Below are 18,319 nucleotides of genomic sequence, written 5' to 3'. Positions count from 1 at the left end.
TGGGCTTCGTATCAAGAAGGATTGGAGGTCACGGACATGGACATTCGCGCAGCGCGCCTTGCAGGTGCAATCCTATTCGGGCTGCTCCTGATGCCCGCCGGTCAAGCCGGGGCAACGAGTGCCCACGATTTCTCCTTCGTCTCGATAGAAGGCGATCCGCTTTCCATGAAGGAGTACGCAGGAAAGACGGTGCTCGTGGTGAACACAGCTTCATTCTGCGGCTTTACGAAGCAGTATGATGGATTGCAGGCACTCTGGGAACGTTACAGGGAGCGCGGCCTTGTGGTGCTCGGCGTACCCTCCAACGATTTCGGCGCGCAGGAACCCGGAACAACGGCTGAGATCAAGGAGTTTTGTGCGGTAAACTTTGCCGTGGACTTTCCCATGACGGAAAAACAGACGGTCTCCGGAGAACAGGCGCACCCGTTTTACCGTTGGGCAGCGAAAGAACTGGGGCCACTCTCGAAGCCCCGCTGGAACTTCTACAAGATTCTGATTGGCCCGGACGGCAAGGCCATCGACTGGTTTGCATCGACGACTTCCCCCTCTGCCGCAAAGCTGATCAAGGCCGTTGAAGCTGCCCTGCCCCGTTAGAAGCCAGACCTATTTACGGACTCTGATAACTGCTCTCTCGGCGCGGCCGGACTCTGAGTTTTGCGTATCCGGGACGATGCGATGCTGGACGGTCGTTCCGTCGTCATCTCCATCATTCCCATCATCGCCATAACTCATGACCGCAGCCCCCATTGCCAGCGCACTGAAGGACGCAAAGAAGGAAAAGCACAGCAGAAACGGGCCAAGCCACGTCGGCTCGGATTTCATGCTCAGGCTTGCAAGCCCGGCAACATCGAACACGAGCAGGCTGATCGCAATCGCGATACCGGCCCCGCCACCGATCACCCCGTGACCGAACAGGAACCGCAGCATGGGAGATTTGAGATGCACGACCCGGCCTCCTTCTGAAGATACACGTGAAGAGTGGCCCCTTTAACGAGCCCTTTCAATGCTTCAGGATGACGCATAGTTTCGAAGAAGGTCGTCGCGCCCCATTCCGCTAACTTGAAAGTTGGGTTATCAGAGAACGTACCGGACAAATCAGTCCAGCCAACCGCCCTGGGGTCGAACATGAGTGACAAGCTGAACGAGAGCTACAACAGGACCGGCTGGATGCGTGACATGACGGACCAGGAGCGCCGCGCATTCGATCGCGTGGCATTCCATGTCGACGCCGAACTGGCACTTCCGGACGGAACCGTCATCAAGGGTGAGATCGTCAACGTCTCGCTGATCGGCTTTCTGTTCACATCGGAAACGCCGATTGAATTCCGCGGCGAAGCCCTACTCTCGATAGGCGATGAGGTTTCCGGCCTGAAGATCAATATCGTCGCCACCAGCCAGGTCGGCCTGCATCTCGAAACCTATCCGGGCGAGACCGACATCCGCGATCTCGCCCTGAAGCACCCATCGATAGCCCGCCTTTTCCTGCCGTATATCTATAATTACGACGGCGAGAACTAACTCGACGCAGAGCGAACCGCGTTGACGATGGAATTACGAAGACCGCTGATATCATCGGATAGAGATGAGACAACGCTCCGCAGTTCGCCAGCCTTGCTATCGACCTGGTCAGCGACGTCAGACACATCCCCGGCAAGCTTCGTCACTTCGCGCGCGCCATCCGACGCTCCCTGCACAGTGCTGGCAATCTCACCGGTCGCAACTTGCTGATCATTGACAGCCGCGGAAATATCGCCGGTCGACGAGCTAATATCGCTAACAATGGCAAGAACCGATTCAATCGCAGCAACAGCCTCATTCGTGATCGCTTGCATCTCCGAAATCTGAGAGGTGATTTCGCCAGTTGCGCTCTGTGTCTGGTTGGCCAAAGCCTTCACTTCACTGGCAACGACCGCAAAACCTTTACCTGCTTCACCAGCTCGCGCGGCTTCGATCGTCGCGTTCAGGGCAAGAAGGTTAGTCTGTTCCGCAATATCCGATATCAGACCGACAACCTCAGTCACCTTTCCGGCCGCCTCGGCCATACCGCCAATGACCTTACGTGATCGGCCCGCTTCTGTGGTGGCGCGGCCTGAAATTTCAGACGCGTTATTCACAAGACTGGAGATTCTCTGGATTGAAGCGAAGAGTTCATCAGCAGAACTGGCAACAGATTCTGAACTGTTGAGAGCCTGTTCCGCAGCGGCAGCTGACGAAGATGCCTTCATCTGCACATTCGCCGAGGAGTCAGCCATCGATTTCGCAATATCGAACAAGCGCTTGGACGTATCAGAAACGGTTGAAGCAGCTTTCTCTGCCTCCTTTTCCACAATATCGGCCATAGCGCGGACTGCAGTGTCACGTTCTTGCTTGGCTTGAATTTCGGCCTCTCTGTTGCGCTCTTCCAGCGCGCGCCGCTCAATCTCGTTTTGGCGGAACGCTTCCAGGCTTTTCGCCATTGTGCCGACCTCATCGCGGCGCGCCACGAATGGAACGTCCAGCCCAACATTACCCTCTGCGACTTCCCGCATCGCATTGCCAAGCTGATCAAACTTCGCGAGCGCAGCCACACGGATATAGAAGCTAACACCAATCACAAGAACGATAATGACGCCGCAGATACCAAGAACGGCACCACTGATGGAATTCTGCTTATCAAGAACCCCTTGGGACTGAATGACAGACTGGTCCATCCTGTCCTTCACAACCGCGAAGACCGAACCGGCGAGCGCATCCACACTCTCGGCCATGCCTTCGGCGGCACTGTCAAAACCGCCCATCATCTTGTTGCCGGACTCCGGCCCACCCTCGATATAGGCTTTCGCCATGGCCTGACCGGCATTGTAATAAGGACCGAAGGCGGCGCGGACTGGCTCTACCAAAGCCAGTTGCTCCGCCAGCCCAAGAAACTGCAGGTGTCCTTCGACCGCCGCGACAGCCTTCCGAAAGGAAGCCGCATGCTCGGCCGCGACGTCAAAACCATCGTTCAGCCCGTCCAGGCCACGAGTGGCGGAAATATCGGTCAACCACTGCTGCACCTGAACGACATGGAACTTGATATTCTGTATTTCGATCGCGAGGGGATAGACGTGCTCCCGTTGCTCAACCGTCTTCTCGACCTGCAACTCGATATCCGGAACCACATCAAGGACAATGTATTCGATATAAACAGTAAGTCCGATCATGAGCGCAACGACAAGACCGAGCGCCGCAGTGACTTTTTGACTTATTTTCATATCTGGTTCCTGTTCTGAAATCGCCGGACGGTACCTCGATTTTCGAGCGTGGCAGAACTGTTAGAACAAGATAGTTGATTTTGTATTAATCATTACAGGCGAACAAATGTTCGCCTGTGTACCGACCAGATTTGGGTTTTCAGGATTGGATTTCAGCAGGTTTTTTTTACCTAACAAGCTTCCAGGGGTAAGCTATTGCATTTGGCCCCTGGACGCCGGAATGCTCTGATCAGAGCTTTCCGTAAACGGCATAGATGGCTTTCACCTTGTCCGCAAAATCAGGGTTGCCCGGCAAGTAAGGCATGGGCTGAGAGACGTGCAACGCCTCCCAGCGGCCCTCCAACTCCAGCCGGCTCAGCATCTCGGCAATGCCGCGCGACTGCCAGAAATCATCCCTGCTGGTGAACACCGCGACACCGCCAGCACGGAGCACTCTCAGCCATTCCTTGAAGATGGCCGCTTCCTCAAGATAGGTCAGAACACCGATACAAAGGATGCCATCCACGGACGCGTCATCAAGCGGGAGTCGCTTGTTGAGGTCCGCATATTCCAGACGGTCGTAGACTTTCTTCAGCTTCGCAGTTTCGAGACTGGCTTCGGACGCATCCACCCCCGTCAAGTCGCCACGAGCGCCAGCGGCCCTGAGCGCCGCGCCGGTCAATCCGGTTCCGCATCCGCAATCGAGAATTGCCGCGCTCTCGAAACCGGGAAGATGCCCTTTTAGCAGCCCGGCCGCCTGCTCCGGCGCATCGTAACCCCAGCTGGCAAGCTCCCGGTCATAGTCACTGGCCCATTCATCATAGCTTTCCGCATTGACCGCACCGCTGCGGGACACTTTTCCATCGGTCCGTATGATTTTTTCGTGTGCCATTGCTGCTTTCTCCCTCTGTTGGAGACAACCTAGCATCCTGAGCAGCGGGTTTAAGAATGGATTTCAGAAAGGTTTACCATCATCCACCGGCCATGAGCGTCCGGCATAAAAAATGCGGACGCAGCAAAGCCACGTCCGCATGTCTCTTGATTTTAGCGGTTCTTAAATTCGGGCTTACGCTTTTCCATGAAGGCGCGACGGCCTTCGATATAGTCTTCACTGGCGAAGCAGGCCGTGACCAGTTCGTCACACTTCTTCAGATCCCGCTCGCTTTCGGGCGCCACGGTCTGATTGGCGATGAACTTCACCGAATTAACGGTCATCGGCGCGTTCTCGGAGATGGTCTTTGCATAATCGAGGCAGAACTGTTCGACCTGATCGTCCGGAACAACCCGGTTCACGAGGCCCATGATGCGGGCATCCTCGGCGTCGTAACGACCGGCCGTGAAGAAGATCTCCTTGGCGAAGCTCGGCCCGACAAGCGCGGACAAGCGGGAAATCCCCGGATAGCCGTATCCCAGACCGAGCTTGGCGGCCGGGATGGCGAACTTGGAGCCCTCGCCGCAGATCCGAAGATCGCAGCAGACCGCGAGCGCGACACCGCCGCCGACGCAAAAGCCGTTGATCTGCGCGATGACCGGCTTCGGAAAATCGGCGACCTTGTCATAAACCCGCTTGGTGGTTGCGTTGTAGCGGGCAACACCGTCGGCGCTGGCACGTTCGGATTCGAACTTGGAAATATCGGCGCCAGAGACGAAGGCTTTTCCGCCCGCGCCGGACAGGATCAGGATGCGGACGCTTTCATCGGCCAAATACCGGTCGAGCGCAGCTTCAACCGCTTCCCACATTTCCAGCGATACGGCATTGCGCTTTTCCGGCTGGTTAAAAACGATCCGGGCGATCGCGCCTTCCTGGCTGGTGAGAATCTTGTCAGTCATGGTGTTTCTTTCCCTTTGTATTCCAGCGCTCAGATGACGCCGTCACGTTTCAATGTCTCAATTTCATCAGCGGCAAAGCCGAGATCCGTCAGCACTTCCTGATTGTGCTCACCCGCCATCGGTGGCGGGGAAGCAATGGTCGATGGCGTCCGGCTCATGATAATCGGCTGGCCCACCAGATGGGTATCGCCACGCTCGTGCGACTTGACCGGCTGGGCAAGTCCCAAATGCGCCACCTGCGGGCTTTCGAAGACCTGCTGGATATTATTAATCTCACCACAAGGGACACCGGCGGCATTCAGCCGCTCGATCCAGTTGACCATGGTGTCCTTGAGAGTCTCCGCCTCGATCTCCGCGTTCAGGGCGTCCCGATTGTCGGACCGGGCAGCGCCTGTCGCGTAATCCGGGTTCTCGTTCCATTCCGGTTTGTCCATGGCATCACAAAATTTTTCCCAGATAGCCTGCCCGGCAACCGCGATATTCATGTAACCGTCGGATGTCTTGAAGACGCCGGTCGGGATGCTGGTCGGGTGATTGTTGCCGGCCTGCTTCGGCACGTCGCCATCGACCAGCCAGCGCGCGGCCTGGAAATCCAGCATGAAGACCTGGGCCTGCAGAAGAGAGGTCTGCACCCATTGTCCCTTGCCGGACTGCTCACGCTCCAGAAGGGCGAGAAGAATGGCCTGCGAGCAGAAAATGCCCGCCGTCAGGTCCGCGATCGGAATGCCGACCCTCATCGGGCCTTCACCCGGTTTGCCGGTAATGGACATAAGACCGCCCATGCCTTGCGCGATCTGGTCGAAACCGGGGCGCTTGGACAGCGGCCCATCCTGACCGAAACCGGAAATAGAGGCATAAACCAGCCCCGGATTGTCCCTGGACAGCGTTTCGTAATCGATACCCAGGCGGTTTTTCACATCTGGCCGGAAATTCTCGACGATGACATCGACTTCACGGGCGAGTTTCCGGAAAACCTCAAGCCCGCGCTTGTCCTTCAGATTGAGGGTCAGGCTGCGCTTGTTGCGATGAAGGTTCTGGAAATCGGCACCTTCGCGCGGTCCGCCAAGTTGCCCGGCATTGTCTGTCGTCGGCATCTCGATCTTGATCACGTCGGCGCCCCAATCGGCCAATTGCCGGACGCAAGTCGGCCCCGAACGCACCCGCGTAAGATCAAGAACCTTGTATTTGTTCAGTACCGTACTGGCATGAGAAATGCCCATTTTTGAACACTTTCCTCCCTTTTTTTCAATAGCTTGCAGCCCTTCTTACTGGGCCCTGCCATGATTGACGCAGCGAATTTTGTAGCTGCCTGACAATATGTAGTTTGTTGATTGTTGACAATCTGCATTTCTACTATCTACAGTCGACACAATGAGGAAACGCCTATAAAAAAGATGGCAATGCAAAATAAACCCTTCCACGCTCGCGAATACGCGACTCTGACGACTCACGTTGAACGTGAGATCGAGAGGCGCGTGCTGACAGGCGAAATCGCCGCAGGTGCACGGATAGGGGAAGCACTGATTGCAGAAGAACTCGGAGTTAGCAGGGGTCCTGTCAGAGAAGCCTTGCGCAGCTTGGCACAATCGGGATTGGTTGAAATTCTCCCGAACAAAGGCGCCATAGCGCGGACAATTGGTCTCGACGAAGTCAAAAACCTCTACGCCCTGCGCGGCGCACTCTTTGCCCTGGCGTGTCAGGAAGTCGCCCGGCGGCACGATAATGAAACCATAACACTATTGCGCGACAATATGAGCGCGATGCGAGCAGCCCTCAGCTGCGACGACAAGGCGGCCTACTACCGGCTGAATGTCGACTTTCATACCAGCATCATCAACCACTCGCACAACCAGCGGGCCATCGACGTCTACCACAGCGTCGTGAAGGAAATGCACCTGTTCCGTCGGCGTGGTTTGTCGAACGTACCGAACATTGCAGAGTCCTTGAACGAGCACGAAATCATCCTCGCCGGCATCATTGACGGCGCCCCCGACGCCGCTCGCGAAGCCGGGCGTTTTCATATCGAGCAAGGATGCAATCGCTTCCTTGGCACACTGACAGAAGAACCGTCTGGGCTCTCCAAGACGGACTATCCGAAGAGCAACATAACCGGCCACTAGAAGAGCCGGACTATCAGTCGCCACGGCATCAAATGCATCCCCATCTGGGGATGAGCTAGATGCTATTTTTCGACGAGTTAGGACAATGGAGGAAACTATGTCCAATTCAGCTTTTTTCAATCGCCGTGATTTTCTGAAATCCACGGCACTGGCCGGCGCTGCCGGCGCGGCAGTCGCCACCTTTGGTGATCAGGCCTTCGCAGAAGATTTCCCGGCCGAGACCCTGAACGTCGTGACCCATGCAGGCCCGGGCGGCGGCACCGACATTACCACCCGCATGATGATGCTGCGGGCCCGCAGGGTGTTCAAACAGGATCTGGTCGTAGTGAACAAGCGCGGTGGCAGCGGTTCGGCTGCGCTGATGTACACAAAGTCGCGCCCCCGTGACGGCTACACCTTTATGACCATCACGCAGTCGCACATCTTCCAGATCATTCAGAAGAAAGTGCCGATCAAGATCGAAGAAATGGTCGGCCTGGCCCGCGCCACCGACGATCCGCAGATCGTTACCGTGAGCTCGAACAGCAAGATCAAGACCCTCGACGATCTCATGGCCGCCGCCGCCGCCAAAAAAGGCGGCTTGAAGTGGGGTACCACCTTCGCCGGTGGTGCTGATCACGTCGGTATCCACAACTTCGCCAAAGCTTGCGGCAACATGCCGTACACCATCGTCCCGTTCAAAGGCGGCGGGGATATCGTGACCAACCTGGTCTCCGGCAACATCGACGTTGCCCTGCTGAATTATGCAGAAGGTGAGTCCCAGTACAGCGCCGGTGAATTCCGCCCGGTCGTAAGCCTCTCTGAAGAGCCGATTGCCGCCCTCAACGGTGTCAAGACCGCCCGCGATTCCGGCGTCGACTCAGTGGCTTCCACGGTCCGTGGTTTCGCCTGCCTCTCCGGCGTGCCGCAGGACCGCATCGATATACTCAGCGGCGGCCTCGTGAAAGCGATGGAGCACGGCGTCTACCAAGGGTACCTGGCTTCCGGCGGCATGCCGAAATCCAGCGTCATCGGTGCCGAGAAATGGACCGCGCACATCCGCCGGATCTATGACGAGAGCACCACGGCCCTCACTGAACTCGGTATGCTCTGAGGACACTATGTCAAGCAAACCCTCCGTTGACCGGGCTGCACCAGCAGCCCGGTTTCCGCGTGATATGGTCATCGGTTTCTGTACCGTGGTCCTTTGCGCGGTCGCCTACTGGATCACTCTCAGCTTCGCCGACGCTCCGGCCGCTGTCGCCCAGAACGTACAACCGGCAACCTTCCCACGCTTGGTGATCTCGGTGATTGCCGTCCTTGCGGTCACCCTCATGGTGATCTCTTTCCGCAAGGATTCGCGGCCGGGCAAGTCGGTTCCGGCAATGGTCGCCATGACTGCCGCCATGATGCTTGCTTTCGTGGTCGCCTTCGAGGCCATCGGCTTCATCCTTGCCATGGCGTTGTTCTGTTTCTTCATGCCCGTGATCTGGGGCGAGCGGCGCTGGCACGCGGTCATTCCGTTTGCAGTGCTCTTCCCCGGAGCGATTTATGCGCTGTTCGCCTTCGGGCTCGGCGTGCATTTCGATGCCGGCATTCTCGGTTTCTAGCGTTCAGATTGGTTCGAACTGATGGATGCGTTCCTCACCGCCCTTGTGGCCTTTTCTGACCCCTACCTGATCACGGTTATCCTGATCGGGACCATAGGCGGCGTTCTGGTCGGCGCCATGCCCGGCCTGAGTTCCACGATGGCCACGGCACTGCTGCTGCCATTCACCCTGACCATGGATCCGATCCCGGCGATCTCCCTATTGAGTGCGCTTTATTGCGCCGGAACTTTCGGCGGATCGATCACAGCGATCCTCGTCAATGCCCCGGGAGCACCACCCGCAGCGGCGACAGCGTTCGACGGCTATCCCCTCGCCCAGAAAGGCAAGGCCGGGATGGCTCTTGGCATGGCTGCAGTCAGCAGCGTGATCGGCGGGATTTTCAGCGTCGTCGTCCTTATCGTTGCGGCGCCCCTGCTCTCTCGGGTCGCCTACAACTTTGGCCCTCCCGAATATTTCGCCCTGTCTCTTTTTGGCCTTTCCATGCTGGCAACGATCAGCGGTGAATCAGCCCTGAAGAACCTGATCGGCGGTGCCTTCGGCGTTCTGCTCGCCACGATCGGCATGGATTTCACCACGGGCGTGGACCGCTTCACCTTCGGCTACTGGGAGTTGTCGGAAGGCATTCACTTCATTCCAGTGATGATCGGCCTGTTTGCCGGCTGTGAGTTCCTGACACAGGCATCGAAGCTCAAGGAAGGCCGGGTGCGCGCCATCTTTGATGCGGTGAAGCTGCCCGGCTGGGCCGATTTCAAGCACTGCTTCGGCACGATCTGCCGGTCCTGCGGTATAGGCTCCTTTATCGGTCTGCTTCCGGCCGAGGGCGGTACTGTTGCAGCCATGATCGGCTACAATGAGGCAAAGCGTTGGGCCAAGGACAAGAGCCAGTTCGGCAAGGGAGATCTCCGCGGCATTGCCGGTCCGGAAGCCGCCAATAACGCCGCGACCGGGGCTGCCATGGTGCCAACCCTGGCGCTCGGCATTCCCGGCAGCGCCACTACGGCGATCATCCTCGGCGCGCTGCTGGCGCATGGCCTCCGGCCCGGACCGCATCTCTTCACCGAGACACCGACCCTGCTTTACGCCATCTTCCTGTCGATGCTGATCGCGAACTTTGCCTTCGCCGCCTTTGGCTTCGCCGGTGCCAAACTGTTCGCCCGCGTCACCCTGATCCCGACCGAGTTCCTCTGGCCCGCCGTTTTCGTGCTCGCCTCCATCGGTGCTTATGCCATGGACCAGTCGATCATGGATGTCTGGATCATGGTGCTGGCCGGCCTGTTCGGCTTTGTGCTGAAGCGCTACGGCTTCTCCGCGGCCCCGATCATCATGGGGCTGATCCTTGGCGAGCTCGTGGAAAACAGCCTGAAGCAGTCCCTGATCATCTTCGACCACAACTGGTTCCATTTCCTTGAGCGACCAATTGTGGTGACCTTCCTGGTCCTGACACTGACCTCGATGATCTGGCCCCTGGTCACCCTGTTCCGGACCAAGCGGCAGGAACGCAAGGCTGCTGACGCGGCCCAGAGCTAGACATTATCGTCCCGGGGCGGCTTCGGCCGCCCCGATGCATTTCAGACCATGAGGCCCCCAGATGCGCATTACCCGGATACAGGCCAGCGTCCATCGACCGGTCGCGGCGGGCGAGCAGGAAAACAGGGCGACCTATGCCGGGACAGACGGTCCGGTCTTCGTGCGCTGCCGCATCGACACCGATGAAGGCATAACCGGCAATGGCTTCACGGGACGCTTCCTCGCCGCCGAGGTCTCCCATTTCCTGAACCACGCGCTGTCTGAAGCGATCACCGGGAAAGATCCCCTCGGGCTGGATCTGATGGCGGCTATCGAACGGCATTTCAATCCCCGCGCCATGACAGGCGTGGTCGTCTCGGCCCTCTCCGCTCTTGAAATCGCCTTGACGGACATCCGGGCCCAGGCCGCCGGGAAAAGCATTGCAGTCCTGCTCGGCGGCAAGCGCAGCCGCGTTCCCGTGCATGTCACCTGCGGCCTGCCCCATCTCGATATTGATGCCCTGCAGGCCGCATCTTCACGCGCCATCCAGGCCGGCGCTGCCGGTGTGAAGATCGTCATCGCAGCCAAGGGCCGCCCCTGGCAGGAGGACGCGGAACGCATTCTCGCCATCCGCGAGGCCATCGGCCCTGACGCGGATCTCATCGCCGACGCCAATTGCGGGTTCGATCTCCCCACCGCCCGTAACCTGGCCTTTGCAGTCTCGGACGCCCGCCTTGCTTGGCTGGAGGAACCCCTGCGCGACAACGATCCGCGCCGACTGGCGGAACTCACCGGCGAAATTGACTGTCCCGTCGGCGCCGGACAGATGGAGCAGTCGGAATACCGGTTCGAGCAACTGATCCGGCAGGGCGGTGTCTCCGTCATCCAGCCGAACGCCGTCTTCGCCGGCGGCTTCAGCAAAGCTCTCGACGTCATCCGCCTCGCCGGCCGCCACAACCGGGACACCTGCCCGGCCGGCGGCTGGGATTTCATCAACCTGCACCTGATGGCGGGCGCTCTGGAGCATGGAGCGATGGAATATCATGAAGGCCATGAGTCGATCATCCGCTGCATCAGCGGCGGTGTGCCGTCACCCGTTGATGGCTACCTGAATGTTCCGGACGCGCCAGGGCTTGGCGTCGCGATAGATGAAAGTGCTCTGGAAACAGCGCGCATCTATCCACGCTAATTCAACCTGATGCGATTTCAATATCTTGGGGGAGATTTTGGTGGAGCCGAGGAGGATCGATACGCTTAACCATTTTCTTTCATTTTCCTTTTTATATCATTTATTTAGATGAACTTTCACCTACTGATCGGGTCCAGCATTGTACCTACAATGTACCCGGCGCTGTACCTCGTGGGTCAGCCAAGTAGTTTAGTTGCAAATGGCCAAGCAACTGCACCGGGGCAATGTTTGGCGAGTGCCGATAACTGCCAATTGTCAATGCGAGACGTGCGATGCGTCTATGTGACGGTATCAGCCCTGTACATAGGATGCTCGGTGTTAGCGGGGTTCGCTGCATTCTGAACCGGAAAGCCGTGTGGAGATCTGCTCCTCGCCTTCAGAATAAGCGCGGTGTTCCATGGATCCCACAAATCACGCTCGACCGGCGATTTCTGAACCGATTGATGTGCTTCACGTCGATCTCAAAATACGCGATGCATGTAGCCCTTTGACAACAATCTGAACGGATGACGCAAGCTAGATAGATAGATAGATAGGGAATACAAATTCGTCGACCATACAATCTTCGATATATGATCCATAATTTTCATACCCTCTTTACACGATTGTCCGGACCAAGGAGATTACGTTCAGGATCCGAACATTCAAACTAAGTTTCCTGGGGAATTCAGGTGCAAACAGAGCCGATAAATAACTTATTCGATCTAGAGCCGGGGGCTTGGATCACGGTCGGCCAGCTTGACCGACTGAGATACCCGGGCAAAACCAAGCGGCCGGTTTTGGAGCCGGAGACGGTTGATCTGCTTCAACATGCGTTTTTCTTGGCACACGAGAAAATAACATTAGGAAACGCCGTATTGACGCTCGAGGATCTCGCGAAAGGCGTGGTAAAATTCACCCTAACGAACGGAGCACAAGATGATCGAGAAATGATCCTGCTCCTATATCAGTTCCTGGCTGAGAAATACGGAAAAGACCACGAGTGGCGCCAACCCTTGGCGGGTTCGCTGGAAGCCTACAGCTCCTTTTTTGGTCCTGAGACGGAGTACGAGCTCTACATCGGCCCAGAAATCTTAACTATCCTGAGCGCCGCGTGGTCGGTCCAGCTCCACGACAACATGGAGTCGGTCACGATCCCGGATCTCATCGGCGGACTATTGCTCGATACGGCAGGGATGCGAGCGGTCTTATCGTCACTGCCGAAGGAAGCGTGGCCAGACTTCCGCGCTTTTCTCTCCAGCGTAATTGTTGAGAAGTACCTCTACAATCAAGAAAGGCTACCCCTGAACCCTGAATTTTATCAGCGGAGAATCATCGAGACATTCGATCTCGCGACGAACGCCCCCAATGGGCGGATGCGGGCCCTGGCTTCAATCAACAATGACCGGGTCGATTTTGGTGCCAAAATTGACCGGGACATCCTCACAGACGATCCGTTGGGACGCGCGCCTGATGCGCTCGCCATCGCCGAGTTGGTCTGCCACCACGCGGCTCCGTTGCCACTGGCTATCGGGCTGTTCGGAAATTGGGGCTCCGGCAAATCCACCTTCATGGCGATGCTGGAGGCGGCTATTGATCAAACGACGGAGTGGGGCGATCAGATCTTGGACGAAGGCCGACCGGCATTCGTGGAGAACGTGGTCCATATCCGGTTCAATGCCTGGCATTATTCCGATGGTGATCTATGGGCTAGCATCGGCACGCACATCTTCGAGGAGTTGTCCAACCAAGCCAGCGAACAAAAAGACTGGCTGAAGTATCTACAGTTGGAAAAACTGATGCGCCGTCTCGACGAGGCGACCGATATCATCGCGTCTTCGGACAAAACCATCGAGTCCGATGCCGGTCATAAGAAACAACTCGATGACAGAATTGATAAACTCCGAGACGAGATCCGAGGCAAGCGCGAGGCGTTGCGAACGTCCGCCCGAGACGCGATCCAAGCAACCCTTAAAGAAGATCTCAAGAAAGAGCTAGGGGGTGCCTTCCGCGCACTCGGCCTCGACAGCGCGATCCAGGACGCCACGCAAATCGAGCAGCAATACGCGGAGATACAATCCTTCTCGGGCCGTCTTTCAAAATTCGGTGCTTTCCTTCTGGCCAGTCCCAAATCGAGTGTTTCACTGGTGGTTGTCGCGACCTTGTTAGTCGTCTTGGTGCTTGTGGCTGGTGGCGCGCTCCAGACGAGACTAACTGGAATGCCTGAAATCAAGGAAGCAGTGGCCGCGATAAAGGAAACCTTGGCTTGGCTCGCTGGTATCTCGACCGTGATGTGGGGTTATTTCAAGACTTTCCAGTCGAAGATCAAACCTCTGCTCGACGCACACCAGAAAATCATAGCGGATGAGACTGGTGAACTCGGCAGATTGGAGGCCGAGCACGCCAGTGTTGCAATGGAAATCCGAGGACTCGAGGCGAAGGTTGCGAAAGCTCAGGAGGCCAAGGCAGCGGCGATCGAGGAGCAAGCAGAGTTGGAGGAGATGCGGAGCGGCCTAAGGCCGAGAAAGCTATTCCGTGATTATATCGAGAACCGGGCCGGAGGCGATGAGTATCGGCGTCATCTGGGCCTAATCTCAATCATAAGTCGCGATTTTCGCCGTATGTCGGACCTGATGCAGCAGCAAAGTAGGGCTAGGTACGAAGACGGCCTGAAAGAGGCGGACCTGCCCAGCATCGACCGCATCGTCCTCTATATCGACGATCTCGACCGATGCCCGCCGAAAGTGGTGATCCAGGTCTTGGAGGCGGTGCACTTGATACTGGCCTATCCGCTCTTCGTGGTTGTCGTGGGCGTCGATCCGCGATGGTTGGAAAGCGCTCTACACTCATATCATTCAGAGCAGTTCGGGGAGGCTGCTCATCAGGTTTCGGCGAAGAACTATCTGGAGAAGATCTTCCAATTGCCTTACCGATTGCAGCCTCCATGCGTGGATATGAGCGAAGACGGCACTGACAATGAGTACGCCAAACTAGTCGCCTCGATCCTCGGACGCGCGACGCTCTTGGAGACCAGTTCAGACGACGACGCAGATTCCGACCGGGTGGAGAACGGGCGTCGGGAGAGCTGGGACAATGCGTTGCCCGGGAGTGCCGCTGCTGAGGGTCTAATCACGAAGTTAACGCCGGTTCGCCCGCCCGCCGATTTGGCGGCCAGGACCGGGGACGAGACGAACGTCAAAGAGGTCCTGGCCCGGATCACGCTCAGCGAGAGCGAACGCGCTTGCCTTGGCGCGCTCGGCCCACTGATCGGCCACTCGCCCCGGCTTACCAAACGCGTGATTAACCTCTACCGTATCATTCGTGCTAGGTGGCCCGCCGAGGAAGAAGCCGCACTATTAGGCACAGATCATTCGATGTCTCCGCTATTTCCAGCCCTGATGCTCGCATTGGCCTTGGATGCCTCGTGCAGCGATGACGAACGTGAGACCCTCGCCCACAGACTCGATTATCAGCATCCAGTTGGAGAGATGTTCGAGAAAATGTTCCGGGGCCGATTCGAAGAGAGACAAGATCAGAGTCCATCACTTAACGAGAAGCTTAGGCAGACAAGGATGGCCCTGGATCTAATGTCGGATGTGCTGGGACACCATTCTGATCATGCGATCAACTGGCCAGAATCATGGCGAGCCGTGGAGGCGCACCCCTTGATCGCGCCATTCCGTTTTCAGTGACAGTTCGGGTGGGCTAGCTTGGCTCCTGTTCAAGGAGCCGTTTCGTCTTCGTCTTCGTCGTCCTCAATTTCTACAATGACCCCCTCAAGCAAGTCTTTGTGTTTTTCCTGAAGGAAAGCAAGCGCCTGGCCATCATCGACCTTATGTTCAAGAGCTTCTTTTATGAACTGAAGTCGGGCAAAGTTTTCTTCGATAATCTCGGACCAGGTTTTGACTCCGATAGAGACCCGCGGGCGCTTTGAAATCAAACGACGCTGCCGATCCGGCCCCCCCTCAATACGCGCGGCCACCTCTTCGTTGTAGTCGTCTGACACGAGCAAGAAGTGCCACTTCAAACCTTGAACGCCATTGAATCGGGCATCCTTCTCGACCGCGAGCGCGTAGCCCTCAATCTGATTCATGTCTTTCGCACTCAGGACGACCCTTGGAGCCTTCAACTCGATGACCAGGTGCTCGATGTCGTTAGCCCGGTGCCGTCGCTGAGAGCGGGAGAGCATAAGATCAACGATACCACGGCTCTTCCCGACCACGCTGACCGGCTCGTCGATGATGATGTCCGGATCGAGTTTGTCCTTGTGCACTTTTAGGACGTTGGTGAGTTCCTTGTCACTTGCCCAGAGATGATACTCCTCGCCGAAGACCCAGGTGTTCTGCTCGAGGATTTTGTGGAGCTGGGACCGCTCCTTCAGCTTCTTCCTGGCCTCGTAATCGAACAGGATAAACCGAAGCGCATCGATAAACTTTAGCCGGTCGGCGACCAACTTCGCAGCACTGATCACGCCTGATAGATCGGTTTCATCGAGAAGTTGCGCCAACTCCTTCTGCTTGCGCTTGGGGAGTTTGAGGACTTCGTCGAGAATGCGTTGGAGTTCGGTCGGGCTCTTTTCTATTGCGTTCCGAAGCAGCCGAAGGTGCAAGGCTGTTTGCTTCGGAGAGGCTTCGCCGAAGTCGGGGGAAGTATCCTGGACCGTCACCGCAACAATGTCGAAGATGCTACGCTCTGCCTGCTCAATGTGAGACGCCGGTTCCCCCTCGAACGGATAAAGGTTCTTCTCCTTCCATTCGTCGACAACGACCTTTGCACGGGCGGCCGCGCGTTCGCGGAACAATTCTTTGATCTTCCGCTTTGCCTCATCGACGCTGACCTGAAGGGTAGGCAACATCTCGGCTAAGTCGAGCTGTCCGCTCTGATGTAAATCCTCGATGGCCTTTGATTTGAGATATGCCGAAAAGTGAAAGTCGCCGACGTGGAAGCGGCTATCGACCTGCGACAGGGGGAACCCTTTGGCATTGCAGAGATAGAGCGCTCGCCGCGTGGCGCGATGCCACTCGATGATTTCGAGGGAAACCGGATGCTCGACCCCATTCTCATCGACGTAGAGCGATAGGTCGAATTCCCACTGATCGCGGATTGCTAGCGCTGGATCAATCTTCTCGCCACAATATTCGACGGACACGTCACGATAGTCTTTGAGGTAAATGGCGAATACTTCCGCGAGTTCCTGGATAGCATTCTCGGGCTTAAGCGACGTGAACTGACGCTTCAACTCCGACAAGGTGACAATCACACCAGGCTTTGCGCCGGGCATATCTGCCTCGTCCGATATGCGGACGCGCGAGATTTCCCGTTCAAGTATGCTGATGTCAAACTTCTTGGGTGTTCCAGCCTTGTCGTACACAACCGTCCAATCGACGGTCTGGGCGAGCGCGAATGCCTTGAAACGCCCGCGCCCCTCCTGCCCATGAAGCACCCGCTTGAGCTTCTTGGTCTGCATGGCGGTTCGCTTCCACGATCCGCCGAGGTTCTTGAACAGGCCGGGCGCTTCGTCACGAGGAAGTCCGTGACCGTTATCCCGGACGTAAATCTTGGAGAGGCCGTCGAGAGCGTCATGCTCAAGCTCAATGGAGACTTCGGTCGCATCAGCGTCGAGCGAATTCCATACGAGTTCGGACAACGCCTGGATCGGCTGAGCCTTGGCTTGCCGCTCGATGAAGTCCTCTTTGACTTCGACGTTGTACTCCTGCGTGGTCATCGATCAGTCCTCTGAACCAAATTGGTCATTTCTACCCCTAATCGCTGCCAACGGCGCGCACCGTTGTGAGTTGTAAGCCGGCTGAGCTCTCGGCGTTAGAAAATTTCGACCCATTAGTATCTAGCGCAGGTCGGTAAGGTCAGCAGGTCACAGAGCTGTGTCAACATTAGGGGGAAACGATGTGTCGTGAATACGCGGAAATCGAGCATCAGCCTCCGTTCGGAGAAAGCAGCAGTTCGAACTCAATTCGGCGTTAGAGGTTACCATGCAGTCCTGATTCAATGATCCGTATCAACGTGTAAACCAACGTCACTGAATGATACGGAGCCTACTCGATGACCCCGACTCGATACATCGCCTATTACCGCGTCTCGACGGCCCGGCAGGGACAAAGTGGCCTTGGTCTGGAAGCCCAGCAGACAGCCGTCCGGTCTTTTGTGAATGCCGACGCTGAGATTTTGGAGGAATTCGTCGAGATCGAGAGTGGTCGGCGCAATGATCGGCCTCGGCTGCTCGAAGCGCTAGCAGCATGTCGCCGGCACAAGGCGGTCCTCATCATCGCCAAACTCGACCGTCTCGCGCGCAACGTCGCCTTCGTCTCCAACCTGATGGAAGCTGGCGTCGATTTTGTCGCCGTCGATATGCCACACGCCAACCGGCTCACGGTCCATATCCTCGCCGCTGTCGCCGAACACGAGCGTGAGATGATATCCCAACGCACGAAAGCCGCTCTCGCCGCTGCGAAGGCCCGTGGCGTGCGCTTGGGAAATCCAACCGGAAATCCAGCCGGCTTAGAGAAAGCCCGTCAGCGGGCCTCGGAACAAGCGCGTAAACACGCGCTTAAAGCGCAAGAGGTGATCGAAGAGATCCGCTCGGCAGGTTTGAAGAGCTATCGACAGTTAGCCAAGGCGCTTAACGCTCGCGGCGTTGAGAGCCCGCGTGGAGGTATTTGGTATGCTGGATCGGTTCAACGTCTCATGGCGAAATAGAAGTTAACATCCGCAAAGCACGAGCACTTTCAGAGCTGCGACGCAGTGAGCTATAGCGTGCGGGTCGATACGGCTACCATTCGAGATAGGGGAAAAAAAATAGTGAAGGCCAGGACCTCATACCATTGGCCTCATTTCACAGGGCTTTGGTTCCACCCCTTTTTTGTCGTCACTGATTTT

The 18,319-nt window shown here is 57.0% G+C and carries 15 protein-coding genes; 9 read left to right on the top strand and 6 right to left on the bottom strand.

The window, feature by feature from the left end; genetic code table 11:
• Positions 1-36: 36 nt before the first annotated feature.
• Positions 37-594, top strand: a complete 558-nt coding sequence (locus VOI22_RS03340) for a glutathione peroxidase (RefSeq protein WP_416366070.1) — start codon at positions 37-39, stop codon at positions 592-594.
• A gap of 9 nt (positions 595-603) precedes the next feature.
• Here the strand turns inward: VOI22_RS03340 and VOI22_RS03335 are convergent, their stop codons facing one another.
• Positions 604-945 (bottom strand): hypothetical protein, encoded by a 342-nt coding sequence (locus tag VOI22_RS03335; RefSeq protein WP_323795166.1) that lies wholly within the window; start codon positions 943-945, stop codon positions 604-606.
• Between the two features lie 180 nt (positions 946-1,125).
• Between VOI22_RS03335 and VOI22_RS03330 the strand changes: the two genes are divergently transcribed.
• Positions 1,126-1,518, top strand: a complete 393-nt coding sequence (locus tag VOI22_RS03330; protein WP_323795165.1) for a PilZ domain-containing protein — start codon at positions 1,126-1,128, stop codon at positions 1,516-1,518.
• Here VOI22_RS03330 and VOI22_RS03325 read toward each other — a convergent pair.
• The 4 genes from VOI22_RS03325 to VOI22_RS03310 form a co-directional block, all read right to left on the bottom strand.
• Complete coding sequence (locus tag VOI22_RS03325) at positions 1,515-3,233, bottom strand: methyl-accepting chemotaxis protein (protein WP_323795164.1); 1,719 nt, start codon at positions 3,231-3,233, stop codon at positions 1,515-1,517. The genes VOI22_RS03330 and VOI22_RS03325 overlap by 4 nt on opposite strands.
• Positions 3,234-3,462: 229 nt before the next feature.
• Positions 3,463-4,104 carry a class I SAM-dependent methyltransferase gene (locus VOI22_RS03320; protein ID WP_323795163.1) on the bottom strand — a complete coding sequence of 214 codons (642 nt, stop codon included), beginning with the start codon at positions 4,102-4,104 and terminating at the stop codon, positions 3,463-3,465.
• Between the two features lie 152 nt (positions 4,105-4,256).
• Positions 4,257-5,042, bottom strand: coding sequence for an enoyl-CoA hydratase (locus VOI22_RS03315; RefSeq protein ID WP_323795162.1), 786 nt, complete (start codon positions 5,040-5,042; stop codon positions 4,257-4,259).
• A gap of 29 nt (positions 5,043-5,071) precedes the next feature.
• A complete protein-coding gene (locus VOI22_RS03310; protein WP_323795161.1) occupies positions 5,072-6,262 on the bottom strand; it encodes a CoA transferase in 1,191 nt (396 codons plus the stop codon).
• Between the two features lie 180 nt (positions 6,263-6,442).
• Here VOI22_RS03310 and VOI22_RS03305 point away from each other — a divergent pair, with 180 nt between their 5' ends.
• The 6 genes from VOI22_RS03305 to VOI22_RS03280 all read left to right on the top strand — a co-directional run bounded on the left by VOI22_RS03305 (position 6,443) and on the right by VOI22_RS03280 (position 15,117).
• Entirely contained in the window at positions 6,443-7,162 is a 720-nt protein-coding gene (locus VOI22_RS03305; protein ID WP_323795160.1) for a GntR family transcriptional regulator, read from the top strand.
• 97 nt (positions 7,163-7,259) lie between these two features.
• Entirely contained in the window at positions 7,260-8,255 is a 996-nt protein-coding gene (locus VOI22_RS03300) for a tripartite tricarboxylate transporter substrate binding protein (protein WP_323795159.1), read from the top strand.
• Positions 8,256-8,262: 7 nt separating this feature from the next.
• A complete protein-coding gene (locus VOI22_RS03295) occupies positions 8,263-8,751 on the top strand; it encodes a tripartite tricarboxylate transporter TctB family protein (RefSeq protein ID WP_323795158.1) in 489 nt (162 codons plus the stop codon).
• Between the two features lie 21 nt (positions 8,752-8,772).
• Positions 8,773-10,278 (top strand): tripartite tricarboxylate transporter permease, encoded by a 1,506-nt coding sequence (locus tag VOI22_RS03290; RefSeq protein ID WP_323795157.1) that lies wholly within the window; start codon positions 8,773-8,775, stop codon positions 10,276-10,278.
• A gap of 61 nt (positions 10,279-10,339) precedes the next feature.
• A complete protein-coding gene (locus VOI22_RS03285; RefSeq protein WP_323795156.1) occupies positions 10,340-11,446 on the top strand; it encodes a mandelate racemase/muconate lactonizing enzyme family protein in 1,107 nt (368 codons plus the stop codon).
• A 671-nt stretch (positions 11,447-12,117) separates the two neighbouring features.
• Positions 12,118-15,117: a P-loop NTPase fold protein gene (locus VOI22_RS03280; protein ID WP_323795155.1), complete on the top strand. Its 3,000-nt coding sequence runs from the start codon at positions 12,118-12,120 to the stop codon at positions 15,115-15,117.
• A gap of 29 nt (positions 15,118-15,146) precedes the next feature.
• Here the strand turns inward: VOI22_RS03280 and VOI22_RS03275 are convergent, their stop codons facing one another.
• Positions 15,147-17,150: an ATP-binding protein gene (locus VOI22_RS03275; protein ID WP_323795154.1), complete on the bottom strand. Its 2,004-nt coding sequence runs from the start codon at positions 17,148-17,150 to the stop codon at positions 15,147-15,149.
• 335 nt (positions 17,151-17,485) lie between these two features.
• On the opposite strand from VOI22_RS03275, the gene VOI22_RS03270 reads away from it, so the two are divergent.
• Positions 17,486-18,139, top strand: a complete 654-nt coding sequence (locus tag VOI22_RS03270) for a recombinase family protein (protein ID WP_323795153.1) — start codon at positions 17,486-17,488, stop codon at positions 18,137-18,139.
• Positions 18,140-18,319: the final 180 nt, after the last annotated feature.

Source organism: Nisaea sp. (genome assembly GCF_034670185.1).
Classification (GTDB): Bacteria; Pseudomonadota; Alphaproteobacteria; order Thalassobaculales; family Thalassobaculaceae; genus Nisaea.
This window is presented reverse-complemented; position numbering and strand designations above follow the sequence as displayed.

Excerpts from the sequence above, each read along its gene's own strand:
- VOI22_RS03340 (WP_416366070.1), top strand. The coding sequence starts at position 37 with ATGGACATTCGCGCAGCGCGCCTTGCAGGTGCAATCCTATTCGGGCTG.
- VOI22_RS03330 (WP_323795165.1), top strand. The coding sequence starts at position 1,126 with ATGAGTGACAAGCTGAACGAGAGCTACAACAGGACCGGCTGGATGCGT.
- VOI22_RS03325 (WP_323795164.1), bottom strand. The coding sequence starts at position 3,233 with ATGAAAATAAGTCAAAAAGTCACTGCGGCGCTCGGTCTTGTCGTTGCG.
- VOI22_RS03320 (WP_323795163.1), bottom strand. The coding sequence starts at position 4,104 with ATGGCACACGAAAAAATCATACGGACCGATGGAAAAGTGTCCCGCAGC.
- VOI22_RS03315 (WP_323795162.1), bottom strand. The coding sequence starts at position 5,042 with ATGACTGACAAGATTCTCACCAGCCAGGAAGGCGCGATCGCCCGGATC.
- VOI22_RS03310 (WP_323795161.1), bottom strand. The coding sequence starts at position 6,262 with ATGGGCATTTCTCATGCCAGTACGGTACTGAACAAATACAAGGTTCTT.
- VOI22_RS03305 (WP_323795160.1), top strand. The coding sequence starts at position 6,443 with ATGCAAAATAAACCCTTCCACGCTCGCGAATACGCGACTCTGACGACT.
- VOI22_RS03300 (WP_323795159.1), top strand. The coding sequence starts at position 7,260 with ATGTCCAATTCAGCTTTTTTCAATCGCCGTGATTTTCTGAAATCCACG.
- VOI22_RS03295 (WP_323795158.1), top strand. The coding sequence starts at position 8,263 with ATGTCAAGCAAACCCTCCGTTGACCGGGCTGCACCAGCAGCCCGGTTT.
- VOI22_RS03290 (WP_323795157.1), top strand. The coding sequence starts at position 8,773 with ATGGATGCGTTCCTCACCGCCCTTGTGGCCTTTTCTGACCCCTACCTG.
- VOI22_RS03285 (WP_323795156.1), top strand. The coding sequence starts at position 10,340 with ATGCGCATTACCCGGATACAGGCCAGCGTCCATCGACCGGTCGCGGCG.
- VOI22_RS03275 (WP_323795154.1), bottom strand. The coding sequence starts at position 17,150 with ATGACCACGCAGGAGTACAACGTCGAAGTCAAAGAGGACTTCATCGAG.
- VOI22_RS03270 (WP_323795153.1), top strand. The coding sequence starts at position 17,486 with ATGACCCCGACTCGATACATCGCCTATTACCGCGTCTCGACGGCCCGG.